The sequence below is a fragment of the Myxococcus sp. MH1 genome (assembly GCF_059738865.1).
Map to the genome: position 1 here is coordinate 4,463,436 of NZ_AP026947.1, position 12,418 is coordinate 4,475,853.

General features: G+C 72.2%; 10 protein-coding genes. 1 reads left to right on the forward strand and 9 read right to left on the reverse strand.

Annotation, left to right across the window (positions count from 1 at the left end):
* The first annotated feature begins 204 nt into the window (after window positions 1-204).
* Complete coding sequence (locus AC6JA9_RS17960; protein ID WP_223750118.1) at window positions 205-1,677, forward strand: hypothetical protein; 1,473 nt, start codon at window positions 205-207, stop codon at window positions 1,675-1,677.
* A 48-nt stretch (window positions 1,678-1,725) separates the two neighbouring features.
* On the opposite strand, the gene AC6JA9_RS17965 is transcribed toward AC6JA9_RS17960, so the two are convergent.
* From AC6JA9_RS17965 to AC6JA9_RS18005, 9 genes are read right to left on the reverse strand one after another with little or no spacing between them, the layout of a single operon-like run.
* Window positions 1,726-2,772, reverse strand: a complete 1,047-nt coding sequence (locus AC6JA9_RS17965) for an AAA family ATPase (protein WP_223750117.1) — start codon at window positions 2,770-2,772, stop codon at window positions 1,726-1,728.
* Window positions 2,769-6,035: a DUF8586 domain-containing protein gene (locus AC6JA9_RS17970; RefSeq protein ID WP_497960272.1), complete on the reverse strand. Its 3,267-nt coding sequence runs from the start codon at window positions 6,033-6,035 to the stop codon at window positions 2,769-2,771. Before AC6JA9_RS17970 ends, AC6JA9_RS17965 begins: the two co-directional genes overlap by 4 nt.
* Entirely contained in the window at window positions 6,035-6,301 is a 267-nt protein-coding gene (locus AC6JA9_RS17975) for a hypothetical protein (RefSeq protein WP_046713159.1), read from the reverse strand. Before AC6JA9_RS17975 ends, AC6JA9_RS17970 begins: the two co-directional genes overlap by 1 nt.
* The gene (locus tag AC6JA9_RS17980; RefSeq protein WP_497960273.1) at window positions 6,294-8,411 is read right to left on the reverse strand and encodes an AAA family ATPase; all 2,118 of its coding nucleotides are present in this window, start codon (window positions 8,409-8,411) and stop codon (window positions 6,294-6,296) included. The genes AC6JA9_RS17975 and AC6JA9_RS17980 overlap by 8 nt, the downstream gene beginning before the upstream one ends.
* Window positions 8,408-8,974: a hypothetical protein gene (locus AC6JA9_RS17985; RefSeq protein ID WP_223750115.1), complete on the reverse strand. Its 567-nt coding sequence runs from the start codon at window positions 8,972-8,974 to the stop codon at window positions 8,408-8,410. Before AC6JA9_RS17985 ends, AC6JA9_RS17980 begins: the two co-directional genes overlap by 4 nt.
* Window positions 8,971-10,056, reverse strand: a complete 1,086-nt coding sequence (locus AC6JA9_RS17990) for a hypothetical protein (RefSeq protein WP_497960274.1) — start codon at window positions 10,054-10,056, stop codon at window positions 8,971-8,973. The genes AC6JA9_RS17985 and AC6JA9_RS17990 overlap by 4 nt, the downstream gene beginning before the upstream one ends.
* Window positions 10,053-10,679 (reverse strand): 4Fe-4S single cluster domain-containing protein, encoded by a 627-nt coding sequence (locus tag AC6JA9_RS17995; RefSeq protein ID WP_223784707.1) that lies wholly within the window; start codon window positions 10,677-10,679, stop codon window positions 10,053-10,055. The genes AC6JA9_RS17990 and AC6JA9_RS17995 overlap by 4 nt, the downstream gene beginning before the upstream one ends.
* 24 nt (window positions 10,680-10,703) lie before the next feature.
* Complete coding sequence (locus tag AC6JA9_RS18000) at window positions 10,704-11,498, reverse strand: DUF4126 domain-containing protein (RefSeq protein ID WP_223784706.1); 795 nt, start codon at window positions 11,496-11,498, stop codon at window positions 10,704-10,706.
* Window positions 11,499-11,501: 3 nt separating this feature from the next.
* On the reverse strand, window positions 11,502-12,206 hold the full coding sequence (locus AC6JA9_RS18005; RefSeq protein ID WP_497960276.1) for a hypothetical protein: 705 nt from the start codon (window positions 12,204-12,206) through the stop codon (window positions 11,502-11,504).
* Window positions 12,207-12,418: the final 212 nt, after the last annotated feature.

Here is a 12,418-nt window from a genome sequence, read left to right on the forward strand (position 1 = left end):
GCGTCCACCATGTATCACTTCCCGCTGGGGGCGGATGCAGGGGCGTGTCGGTGCGCGGCGCCGAGGCGCCGTGGTTTCGGCAGGGGACCGGAGGAGCGGTCCCTGTCTCGACGCGGACAGGCCCCTGCGACTTCGGGGCAGTTGTCCAGCCCAGGGTCGGTTCCCACCCTCGCTTCCTTGCTCCCTCGCGGGAGAGGAGGCCACATGCGCGCGAAGTCTGGCTGGGCGGTGATGTTGCTGGGGGCCCTGGGCTGCGGAGGACCGGAGGCGAGGGCGGAGAGTCCCGTGAGCACGGCGGAAGCGCCGCTGCTGGCACCGTCATGCCCGACCGGTGGCGCGCAGCGGGTGAAGGTCGTCATTCCCCCGGGGACGCCCGAGCCTCCGCCGTTCGCGGGGCTGTCACCCGCGGGCTTCGTGGGTGTGCAGGGCACGGCGTACTTCACCGTGAACTACCCCGACGGCGCCTCCGTGCTGTGGCGTACGCAGGGCACCGAGGGCAGCACCGTGCAGGTCCGCGCCTTCTCCGCGATGTGGCCCGAGCGTGCGCTGTCTCCGCGGGCGCCGCTCGGCGACAAGCTGCTGTTCACCGTCTACACGCCGGAGTCGGGCCGCGAGCCGTGGGTGTCGGACGGGACGGAGGTTGGCACGCGGCTGCTGAAGGACGTGACACCCGGACCGGAGGGCACGGCGATGTCGCAGGTCTCCGTGTGGGGCAACAGCGCGTCGTTCTTCCGCACCCGGCAGGTGCTCACGCCGCCCCGGACGCAGGTGGAGCTGTGGCGCACGGATGGCACGGAGGCCGGCACGCGGATGGAGGTGAACCTGGGCGTGCTGAGCACGCTGTCGGAGAAATACGTGCGGACCACGAGCGCGCACTTCTTCTTCATGTCCAATGCGACGGACGGCACGTCGCTGTGGCGCACGGATGGCACCGCGGGCGGAACGGTCTTCGTCAAGAAGCTGGATGCCGGACAGGTCCCCGTGATGGACGTGGGCACCACGCAGGATGGCGCCGTGGGGCTGTTCACCCTGCTGGATGGCGGCAACACGGAGGTCTGGAAGACGGACGGGACGGCCGCGGGAACGGTGCGGCTGGAGACCTTCGGCAAGCGCATGCTGATGCTCGGCTCGCTGGGCGGCTCGGTGTACCTGGTGGACAGCGCCTACCTGCCCATCATGACGCTCTCCAGCGTGTCGCTGGCGGGGGGCGGGAAGGCGAACGTCACCCAGTTGGAGAACCCATGGGGGAATGACCCGGATGCGGGGACCTACGTCCAGGGCGTCGTGCGTTCGGGGGACACGCTCTACTTCTCCGTCGCCATCGGGACGTCGGGTCCCGCGCCGCGCAGGGTGTGGCTGTGGGTGACGCAGGGGACGGCCGGGACGACGCGGCGGGTTCCCGCGGCGCTGAGCACCTCCGACGAGTACTGGTCTCCGCTCATCGCCGCGGACAATGGCGGGGTGGTGTTCACCGCGGGCGGCGAGGGCTCCTTCGCGGTGCCGTGGGTGTCCTACGGCACCGACGAGACCTCGTCCGAAATCACCACGAGCCCGTCGCGCACGCATCTGGCGACCGCGTTCGCCCGGGTGGGCAACCGCATCTACTTCGGCGCGAGGGATGACACGGGCTACCACCAGCTCTGGGCCATGCCCTCGAACGTGAGCTGCACGCCGTAGCCGAAGGGACGGGAGCGGAGGGCAGGGCGCCTTCCGCTCCTTCCGGACTCACGTCAGGCCGAGCAGCCGGGGCACCTTCTCCTCCAGGAGGTCGATCTCCTCTCGCGTCTCTCCCAGGTAGGAGAGGAGCTGGAGGTCCTGCCGCTCCACCGCGCCGCCGTGGAAGATCCACGCGCGCGTGCGCAGGAGCCGGTAGAGCTTCACGAGCTTGCGGTCGCTGATGAACACGCCGTCCTCGCGCGTCAGCGTCTGCACCACGCGGCGGAACTCACGCAAGAGCTCGTCGCGGAAGAACAGGTCGCGGTCTCTCAGCTCGCGTCCCTCCGGCCCGGCCTCCTTGCGGCCCATCATCAGCGTCAGGTAGCGGTGCGCCTTGAGCACGTCCTCCAGCGTGGCGTGCCCCTCCGCCCAGGGCTTCTGGTTCAGCTCCCGGTTCGTCTGCGATTCCAGGCCCGAGTCGAGCAGCTCCAGGAAGTAGCGGTCCTGCACCGGCCGGCACGCGGCCTTGAGGCAGAAGCGGTCCTTGAGCGCGCCCAGCTCCGCGTGCTCGGGCAGCTCGTTGGTGGCGGCGAAGAGCACCTTGAGGCGCACCGGCTGCGGCGCGCCGTCCTGGTAGAACTTGCGCTCGTTGATGACCGTGAGCAGCGCGTTGAGGATGGCGGAGCTCGCCTTGAAGACCTCGTCCAGGAAGACGAGCCGGGCGGTGGGCAGCTTGCCGCCCTCGCGGCGGATGTAGCGCCCCTGGCGCAGCAGGTTGATGTCGATGGGGCCCAGCACCTCCGACGGCTCGGTGAAGCGCGTCAGCAGGTACTCGAAGTAGTCCTCGGAGGGGATGCGCAGCGCCTCGCGGAACTTGAGCACCAGGTCCGACTTGGCCGTGCCCGGAGGGCCCACGAGCAGCAGCGGCTCCTGGGCCACCGCCGCCACCGTCATCAAGTCCACCAGGGTCTGCTTGCCCACGAAGTGCCGCCCCAGCGCCTGACGGAAGCGGTTGAGTCGGTCTCTCAGCCCCTGGGCCTCGCGCGACAGCGCATCGAACGTCAGCGCGGAGATGGGGTCGGCGGCGGGCTCCTCACGCCGGGGAACACTGCTCATAGACGCTCCTCCAACTCCTGGTGGATGCGTCGTCGCACCAGGAACTCATCCTCATCCAACCAACCACGCGCGCGCTCACCCGAGCCGCGCGCCACTTCCACGTGTCCCAGCACCAGCATGTCCGCCAGCTCCACCACCGAGAGGCAGAAGTGGCTGTTGGTGTTGTAGCTGTCCGTCACCAGGGGCAGCACCTCGGACAGGCGCGCCAGGCCCGACAGCGCCAGGTCCGCGGGCGCATGGGACAGCGCTCCCGCGAGGCTGCGCATCAGCGCCAGCCGCTCCGGGAGCGTGCCCTTCAGCGCGTCGAGCGCCTCGAACGCGGCGTCGAACACGGGCAGTGCCTCCTGCATGCGGCCGACGAAGGCCATGCCGGACGCGACGCCGAGTCGCGCGGCCACCGGCGTCTTGGGCCGCGTCAGCAGGCCGCGCGTCGCCTCCACCAGGTCGCCCGCCTCGCGCGTCAGGCCCACCCGACGCAGGCCGCGCAGGCTCGCCTCCAGGATGCCCGCGCTCCACGCGTGGGAGTCGGGCGGCAGGCCCGCCAGCACGGTGCGCAGGCGTCCCGCGAAGGTGGTGGCGCGGTCCACCCGGCCGAAGAGCGCCGCCAGCGCGAGCGCGTCTCCGAGCAGCCGCGCCTGCACCTCGCCCGGCAGCGTGTCCACCGCGGACACGAGCGAGTCCATCAACGGCAGCGCGCGCGCCATCGGGAGCCGGGGCAGCGTCTCCAGCAGCCCGCCGATGAGCCGCTGTCGTTCGGCCGCGTTCAGCTTCGCCCCGGTGGCGCGCTGGACGAGCTGGCGCACCTCGTGGTCGACGACCTCCGGGTCGCGGATGTCTCGCAGCGCGGCGAACTCCTCGCCACGCAGGTCGCGCGTCCCGCGTCCGAAGGCGCGCGCCGGGTCCAGTCGCTCGCTGGGCTCCAGCAGTCCGGAGCCCTGGCGCAGCCGGTCCACCTTGTACCGCTGGAAGGTGACCAGCGCGTTGAGCTCCGCGGCGATGTCCGCGGGGAGCGGCGTCTCCAGGGGCTCGCCCTCCATGGCCTGCGTCACGCGCGCGCCGTACGCCCGGACGAGGAAGCCGTGGATGGGGTCCGACTTGGAGAGCGCCGCCGTGGCCGCCTCCACCAGCGTGCGCGCGTGCTCCGGCTGGCCCACCCGTGCGAGGCCGCAGGCGAAGACGAGGCGGACATAGGCCTGGGTGAGCGCGGTGGGGGCTTCCACCGACGAGCGTCGGCGCGTGGTGCGCTCGAAGCGGTCCAGGAGCGTCGTCAGGTGCGTCGCCAGCCGGGGCAGCAGCGCCGCGTCCGTGCCTCCGCGCAGGAAGAGCGGCACGTCGCGCGACAGGGAGAGGCCGCGCTGGAGCATCTCCTGCACCCGGTCTCCCGCCTTCGCGAGGCTCAGCGGATCTCCCCCCGCGAGCTTGTCCAGCGCCGCGCGGGACAGCCACAGCGTGCGCACGTCGAGCGCGGTGTCGTGCTTGTCCAGCCAGCGCTGGACCGTCGGGACGTCGCTGAAGGTCGCCCCTCCCGATGCGCGTGCCGCGTGCACGAGCGCGCTCGCGAGGCCGCGGACGTCGTCCTCCGACGGCGTGTCCCGGGTCAACAGCTGCTCGGGGGGCTGGCCATTGCGAGTCTCGGCGCGGGCCCAGCGCTCGGCCAGCTCGGTGGCCTCATCGCCCGTGGCGCTCCACAGCGCGCGGGTCCAGCACAGGGTCGCCTCGCGAGCGCGTCCGAGCTGCACCTGCAGCTCCGCCATGCGCACCCACAGCGCCTGTCGCTCGGGGGCATCGGCCGGGACGTCCAGCGCGAGGAAGTCCTTCTCCGCGCGGGCGAGCGCCTCGGCCGCCGCGTCCTGTCGCTCGGGCGCGAGGGGGACGAGCGGCGCGCTCGGGGCCTTCGTGGCCGCCTTCTTCGAGGCCTTGCGCGAGGGCTCCGCGACGGGCTCGGGCTCGGCGGTGTCATGGGCGCGGCGCTCCGTCCGCGAGGGCTGCGCGTCCTTGGGCTTCTTCTCCGCGGACGGGGCGCGCGTGGTGCCGGGAATCCACTCCCCGTCAGCGAGCTCGATGGCGTCGAAGTCGAACGTCGCGCCCTTCATCCAGGGCTCCAGCGCGACGGCGCTCGCGTCCACCACGTAGTCCACCCAGGTCTCGAGTGGCTGGAAGGCCTTCTCGCAGATGCGCTCGGCGCGGAAGCCTCCGTCCCCCGTGGGGTGCAGCCACGTCACCGTCTCCGGCGTGGGGACGAGCAGCGCGCGCAGCCGCTCCTTGCGCACGGGCGGCTCCAGCAGTCCGTCGCACGGCAGGTACAGCTCCGCGACCTGCGGCAGCGGCGCATAGGCCATCGCGGACAGGCCCAGCTCCGGAGGTCGCTCCCGGCCGGCGCGCGCGCGCAGGATGATGCAGGGCGCGTCCGGTGGACCCGTCACCGCGAAGCGGAGCTGCGCGAGAACGGGCTCGGGCAGCGTGTGGACGAGTGACTCCACCTGGGCCACGGCGTTCTCTCGCAGCACCCAGAGGCTCGCGGCCTCGGTGCGCGCGGCGCGGGTGAGGCGCAGCGGGACGGACAGCCGGCCGGGCGCGGGCAGGGGCTCCCAGGCCCGCGCGGGCTCCGGGAGCCGCAAGTCCGTGAGCTGGTACAGGTCCAGCCAGGGGCCATCCGCGGCCGTCAGCCACGCGCCCTCGCCCGGGATGAGCAGCACGTTGCCGGCGGCGGGCTGGAGCGTTCGCGCCAGCGGATGCACATGCCCCAGCTCCACCCAGACGGATGTCTGACCCGGGACGGCGGGGACGAAGGCGCGCAGCCCGCCCGCGCGGTCGAGGGCGCCCGTGAGCGTGAAGTACGGAGGCGCCACCGCGCGCAGCAGCGCCCGCGAGCCCGCCTCGCCCTTCGCGAAGCAGAGCTCCTGTCGGTCGCATCCCAGGCGCAGCAGCTCACCCGCGAGCGCGAGCAGCGCGTCCGCGTCGGTGGGCAGGAACATCACCGTGCCGGGGAGCACGCCCTCCAGCGGGACGCGGTGGGTGGGCAGCAGCTCCGCCCAGCAGCGCACCATGGCCTCACCGCGAGGGGCCTTCGCGTCGACGCGGACGCCGAACGCGGCCAGCTCCGCGAGCGCGGCCTTCGTCAGCGGCGCGTGCGGCGTGACGTAGAGCGGGCCCTCGGCGCGGGTGTGGTGATGGGCCGGCGCGGCCTGGACTTCGGGAGGGACGAGTCGGGAGGTCAGCGCGAGGTGGAGCGCTTCCCGGGTGGGAAAGACGAGCGTGGACATCAGGCCTTCTGGCTCACCTTCTCGGCGTTGCCGTCGGACGTGGACTCGGGGTTCGCGGCCTGGCCGGACGGCGTGTCGCGCTGGACGATGACCTGGCCCAGCTCCGACGCCTTCAACGCGCCCCCGGCGATGAGCTGGTCCACGAGGCGGCGGTGCTCGTCCTCGTGCTCCATGGGCAGCGCGTCGGAGTCGCTCTCGTACTGGATGACGACGTCCTTGCGGCCCGTCTGGGGATTGACGAGCAGGCGGAGGATGAGACTAGCCATGGGCCGGCTCCTTCTTGGGCGCCGCCTCGGGCGCCAGGTGGACGAATGCCTCGCGGTCCAACACCTTGCGCTCCAGGAGCAAATCCCGCAGCGCGACGAGGCGGGGCTTCTCGCGGCGCAGGATGTCGCGCGCCCGGGCCCGCTGCACCTCGAGCACCTCCAGGATGGCCGCCTCCAGCGTGCCGCGCGTCGCGTCGGAGAGCGCGTGTCGGTCCGCGTTCCTGCCCGGCGCGTCGAAGCGGCGCACGGGCAGGCCGTCGCCGCCCATGCCCAATTCCTCCACCAGCTCGCGGGCGATCTCCGTGGCGCGCTCCAAGTCATGCGCGCTGCCGATGGACAGGTCCTCGAGCAGCAGCGCCTCCGCCTCGCGTCCGCCGAAGAGCATGCAGATGCTGTCGAGCAGCTGCCCCCGGGTGACGACGTGGCGATGCGCGGGGTCCGCGTACTGCACGAAGCCGAGCGTGCCCGCCAGGTCACCGCGGATGCTGATGCGGTCGATGGCGGGAGCGCTGGGGCAGAACAGCGCGCACACCGCGTGGCCGGCCTCGTGCGTGGCGACGACGCGCTCCTCGGTGGGCGTGAGTGCGGGCCGGTCCAGGTAGTCGGTGAGGGCGCGTTCGACGTCCACGGGCTCGGTGGGCGTCTGGGCGCCTTCACGCAGCCGGCGTCGCGCGAGCGCGCGACACAGCGCCTGGATGTGGTCGCCGGAGAAGCGCGTGCCCGTGCCCTCGACGCGGTCTCCGGTGCGCTTCACCGCGTAGTCCAGCGCGCGCTCGGTCATGCCCAGGGCCAGCTTCTCGTTGTAGATGGACAGGATGGCCCGGCGGTCCGTGTTGTTGGGGTAGGGGATGCACAGCTGGAACTCGAAGCGCCCCGGCCGCAGCAGCGCGGGGTCCAGCGACTCCACGAAGTTGGTGGTGCCCACCACGAAGACGAGCTCCTCCTTGCGAAAGCCGTCCATCTCCGTGAGCAGCTGGTTCACCATCGAGTGCTCCACGCCGGAGCCCGTATAGGTCCCACGCGCGGAGGCGAACGAGTCCAGCTCGTCGAAGATGATGATGCTCGGCGCCGCCTGCCGGGCCCGGACGAAGATCTGCCGGAGGTTCTCCTCGCTCTCGCCCACCCAGCGGCTCTTGAGCTCCGGGCCGCTCACCACGAGCACCGCCGCGCCCAGCGAGGACGCCATGGCCTTGGCGAAGAGCGTCTTGCCCGTGCCCGGCGGGCCCCAGAAGATCATCCCGCGCGGGAGCAGGCCCTCGACACGCTTCACCGCCTCCGGGTCCGACAGCGTGTCCTTGTGCGCGAGCACGTCGAGGATTTCGCGCTGGAGCCGGTCCTTCACCTGCGTGTAGCCGCCGATGTCCGCCCGCAGGTCCAGGTCCGGCACGTTCAGCGAGCCGCTCAGCGTGGCCGAGCGGAGCTGCGCGTACGCGGGCCGCGCGTCGCTCGGATAGTCCTCGCCAGTGATGGCGCCGAGCAGCCGACGCAGGCGGACGGCGTTCACTCCGGACACGTGCTTGTAGAGCACGTAGGGCTGGAGGCCCCGGCCGAACTTGCGGCACTCGCGCTGGGTGACCAGGTGGCGCAGCCGCTCGCGGCTCACACCGAGGATGGTCTCCTTGTGCGGGAACAGGTTCTCGATGACCCGAGGCAGCGGGAAGGACGGGTCCTTGAAGCCGACCCAGACCATCTCCGGGTTCTCGTAGAGCAGCGGAATCACCTCGCGCGCCTCGGAGGTAAGCCCTCCGCTGCTGGTGGTGAGCAGGTCGAGGTGCGGCAGCACGACGATGCGCTCTCGCACCGCGCCGCGCACCGCGTCCCGCAGCTGGCCGATGAGCGTGGCCATCATGCTGGGCGCGGGCATGCCCGGAGGCGGCTCCGCGGCGGCGCGTCCGTCCAGATAGAGGAACTGCTTGCCGTCCTTCTTCAGCCTGTCTCGCAGGCACTTGTAGAAGTAGGGCGTCAGCTCCTTGTCCGCCTCCACCATGACGGGCAGGCCGCGCAGGAGCGCCTCGCGGGTGCGCTCCAGCTCCGCGGGGTACGCGGCCTCGACCGCCTGGAACGGCGTCAGCTCCGTGGGGAGCGAGTCGTCGGGGATGCGCTGGCTCATACGCGGACCTTGATGGTGAGCGAGCCCGTCGCCGCGTCCTCGTGGATCTCCTCCACCGTGCCGAGCTGGGAGGCGCGCACCTTGAGCGCCTCCGCCGTCACCTTGTTGGAGATGGCGTCCAGCTCCGCCTTGAGGTCGCGCAGGCGGCCCTCCAGCTTGCGAGTGACCTCCTCGCGCAGCGCCTCCGTGGCGTCCTGGGCGCGGTCCTCCAGCTTCGCGCGTGCCTTCTCCCGGGCGAGCTTCTGCGTGGCCTCGGTGCCGGAGGGGGCATTGGTGAGGACCTCGCCCACGGCCGTCAGCTCCACCTCCTGCTGGGCCGCGAGCGTGACGCTGACCTCGCCGGTGGTGACGTCCACGGCCACGCGCACGCCGTCCGCCTCCGTGCGCACCGCCACGTCGCCTTCCTGGACGAAGCCTCGCGCGGCGAGGTCCGCGGCGAGCAGGCCCGCCGTCTCCTCGCGCGACAGCAGCGGCAACAGCTCCAGCTTGGAGCACACGCCGTCGTCGGCGTGGACGATGCGGTTGAGGGACTCGGAGACGGAGATGCGATAGGCGCGGCTCATGGGGCGCTCCCGGTGAAAGTCGAAGAGGCCCCGTCCTCGGGGACCTCGGAGGAAACCATCAGGTCCGAGCCCAGCTCGCGCTCCCGGTCCGCCGCGAGCCGGAAGCCCGCGTCGCCGAACGAGGACCACTCGGAGAGCAGCAGCTGGGCGTCATCGTGGTCATCGTCGAAGAAGCGCACCGCGCGGTGCTCCTGGTCCCACCGCGCCAGTCGGGCCAGGGCACGCAATCCCGCGCCAGCGCCACGGCGTGCCTCGACCTTCGCGCCCAGCGGCGCGCGCGGCGACAGGTGGGCCACCCAGCGGGCCGCGGGCTGGTCCACGAGGGGGCGCAGCGCGTCCAGCAGGAAGCCCGCGAGGTCTCTTCGGCGCGCGCGGTCCAGCGCATCGAAGAAGGCGTCCAGCACCCGCGTCTGCGAGGCCCCCAGCTCGACGAGCTCCCGGGGTTCGATTCGCCGGCTCTTGGACTCCTCCATCTTCCGCCAGCGCAGGGCCAGCTCGTCCTGGACGGCCTCCAGGAGCCAGCCACCCTCGGCGAGCAGCGGCGCGAAGTCGTCGGCCGAGAGCGAATCGGACACGGAGGCGAACACGTCGGGGAACCCGAGCCGGCACAGGGCGGAGCGGCGGAACTGGGGCTCCTTGCCCAGCGCCGGCGCGCAGGAGGTCCCCACGAGCATCCGGCAGCACAGATACAGGAACAGCTCATCCGCGAGCGTCGGAGGCGCGTCGACGTCCAGGGCACGGTGGTCGGGGACGGTGAGCGGCTGCTCCACCAGCCAGCGCAGGGTGTGGAAGCAGAGCGCGGAGAAGTGGAGCGGGCGGGGCGGGTGTCGCTCCCAGAGCCGCGTCGTTCCGGAGGTGGAGGGCAGGTGACGGCGCTTGCGACCCCCGCCCATCCGCGCGAGGGCGAGCACGGTGCCCTTGGACAGCAAATCCCTCAGCGCGGAGAGCGCCGCGGGGCCGAGCTGGGGAGGACAGACGTGACTGCCCCGGAACAAGTCCTCCACGGCCACGTAGGGGCCCTGGCCCAGGATGGCGCGCGCGAGCGTGAGCAGCCGGTGCTCGGAGGGCGAGACGCGCGTCATGGGCGCAGTCGGTCCGCGAGGTCGGGCCAGCCGTTGACGATGATGCGCCCCTCGATGAGGTGGACCTCGGCCGTGTTCGGCGCGGTGAACGTTGGGTCCTCCGGGGCGTAGCGCGGCGTGAGGAAGTGCATGACCTGGTTGCGAGAGCCGATCCACCGCCGGCGCGTCTCCGGCTGGTCCTTCTCGTAGCGCCCATCCACCAGCAGGTCCAGCGAGGCGAGCAGGCGCTCGACTCCGGGGCGGCCCTGCGCCTTCAGCTCGGCCAGCGTGTAGCCGGTGAAGACGAGGGTGCTGAGCCCGCCGGCGCGGACGCGCTCACACAGCTCCGCCACGGCGTCCGCTTGGGAGAAGGGCTCACCGCCCAGGATCGTGAGGCCCTCGATGCCGGGCGTCGCGAGCACCCGGGCCGCCATGGCTTCCACCGTGACGACGGCGCCGCGCTCCATCGCGAACATCTCCGGATTGCAGCAGCCGGGGCAGCGCAGCGGACAGCCCTGGACCCAGAGCGCGAAGCGGCGGCCAGGGCCCTCCGCCTCGGTGCGAGGAACCTGCTGGGCGACCCGGAGCACCGGGCCGGTCGAGGACGTGTCCGGGCTCGAGGACATGGCGGAGGGGCGCAGCATGCCAGGAACGGCGCGGGCCGCGCATCACCCCAGTCGGGAGGGGAGCTTGCCGCCGCCGCGCCGGACGCTCGGGTCCGTGTGGGAAACACCGGAAGTCCCGGAGCCCAGCGCGTTCTGGAGCGCGTCCCGCATCCGGCCCGCGAGCCGCAGGTCCAGCGTCCGGGCGACGGGCACATCCGCGTGACACTTCGGACAGCGCGAGGCCTCCTGTCGGATGCGCGCGCCACAGCCGGCGGGGCAGGGGCGCCGGCCACGTGCCTCCAGCCGGTAGGCGAACCAGCCGGCCACGGCGCAGGCCAGGGTGAACAGCAGGACGAGCACCAGGGCGAGCGGGGCCCAGAGGATGGCGACCGCCGCGAGTCCCAGTCCGAAGCAGTCCTCGATGCGCAGGAGCCACTTCCGGGGGCGCAGGACCTCCGTCTCCAGTTGGTCCACGCGCGTGTGCAGCCACTGGCGCAGCGACAGCGTGGACACGGCGACGAAGGCGCCCACCGCGCCCACGGCCCAGGGTGGGAGAGTCTCGGTGCCCACGCCCACGGAGGCGAGCGCCACCGTGGCGCCGCTGCCCGCGCTCAACGCGAACTGCGCGAGGCCGAGCACCATGCGCAGGTCGCTGTCGCGCTGCGTGTACATCTCGAACGCGAGCAGGGCCACCATGGCGCCGAGCGCCTGCGGCGTGGCGAGCCACGTCAGCTCAGGAGGCAGCGTGAGGTACTGCGCATGCGCGGCCAGCGCGAGCAGCAGCAGGCTGCCTCCCGCGCGAGTCCCCGAAGCACCGCTCAGGCCGATGGCCTGCGAGACGAGGGCGTACGTGAGCATCGCTCAGCCTCCCACCGGCATGACGAGGAACTCCTTCACGAACCCCAGGGACTGGAGCACGTAGAGCACCAGCAGCACCGACGCCGTGGTGAAGGCGAGTAGCAGGAGCATCCACGCTACGAGAAGCCCCAGCTCCCACCAGGCGATGGGCACGCCCCGGGCTTCGCGTCCGGTCTGCCACGCCAGGTAGCGACGCGCGAAGAGCCCCGCCACGGCGACCTGTCCCGCGCTCAGCGCCACCTTCGCCAGCGCGCCCAGGCCGGGCACCAGCGTCAGGAGCTCCAGCAGGAGGACGGACAGCGCCACGAAGCAGCCCGCGGCCAGCCGCAGCGTCCAGCGTGCGACGAGCTTGCGCTGGAGCGAGAGGAGCTGGAGCGCGGGCGTCACCAGCGTCACGCGAAGCCACACGAGCGCGGCGACCAGGAGCAACGACGTGAGCAGCGGCACCCAACTGGCCACCAGGGCCGCGGCCGCGACGCCCACCACCGCGACGCTCAGGCGCACCGTGGCGCGCTGGGTGGCGAGCTGGTGGAGCACCTCCCGGTCCTCGGGGCTGGGCAGCGTGGCCTCGGCACAGCGAGGGCAGGGGCGGCCGCGCAGCGCGGTCCCTCCCGGAATCCGCTCGGCGCAGCGCCGACAGCGTCCGCCGAGCAGCAGCGCGAGCTCGTGTTCCTCGCCGCGAGGGCTCGCGGTGGTGGTCATCGTCAAGATGGGACTCCCCCTCATCTGCGTGCGCGCATCATGCCCCGAACCCGCGAGCGAGTCAGGTCCGGTCTCCGCACCCCGTCGCGACCTCCCATGTCGACAGGTCCGTTACCGGGAGCGTGCTCACTGAGGGAGGGGCCTTCCTGCCGTCTCGCCAGCCCGTGTCGACAGGCTCGTCATCAGCGGCGCTCTCGTCGAAGGAGGGGCGTTCCATG

Coding starts and splice junctions, on each gene's coding strand:
- AC6JA9_RS17990 (WP_497960274.1), bottom strand. CDS start 10,056: ATGACGCGCGTCTCGCCCTCCGAGCACCGGCTGCTCACGCTCGCGCGC.
- AC6JA9_RS17995 (WP_223784707.1), bottom strand. CDS start 10,679: ATGCTGCGCCCCTCCGCCATGTCCTCGAGCCCGGACACGTCCTCGACC.
- AC6JA9_RS17985 (WP_223750115.1), bottom strand. CDS start 8,974: ATGAGCCGCGCCTATCGCATCTCCGTCTCCGAGTCCCTCAACCGCATC.
- AC6JA9_RS17980 (WP_497960273.1), bottom strand. CDS start 8,411: ATGAGCCAGCGCATCCCCGACGACTCGCTCCCCACGGAGCTGACGCCG.
- AC6JA9_RS17970 (WP_497960272.1), bottom strand. CDS start 6,035: ATGTCCACGCTCGTCTTTCCCACCCGGGAAGCGCTCCACCTCGCGCTG.
- AC6JA9_RS17975 (WP_046713159.1), bottom strand. CDS start 6,301: ATGGCTAGTCTCATCCTCCGCCTGCTCGTCAATCCCCAGACGGGCCGC.
- AC6JA9_RS18000 (WP_223784706.1), bottom strand. CDS start 11,498: ATGCTCACGTACGCCCTCGTCTCGCAGGCCATCGGCCTGAGCGGTGCT.
- AC6JA9_RS17965 (WP_223750117.1), bottom strand. CDS start 2,772: ATGAGCAGTGTTCCCCGGCGTGAGGAGCCCGCCGCCGACCCCATCTCC.
- AC6JA9_RS17960 (WP_223750118.1), top strand. CDS start 205: ATGCGCGCGAAGTCTGGCTGGGCGGTGATGTTGCTGGGGGCCCTGGGC.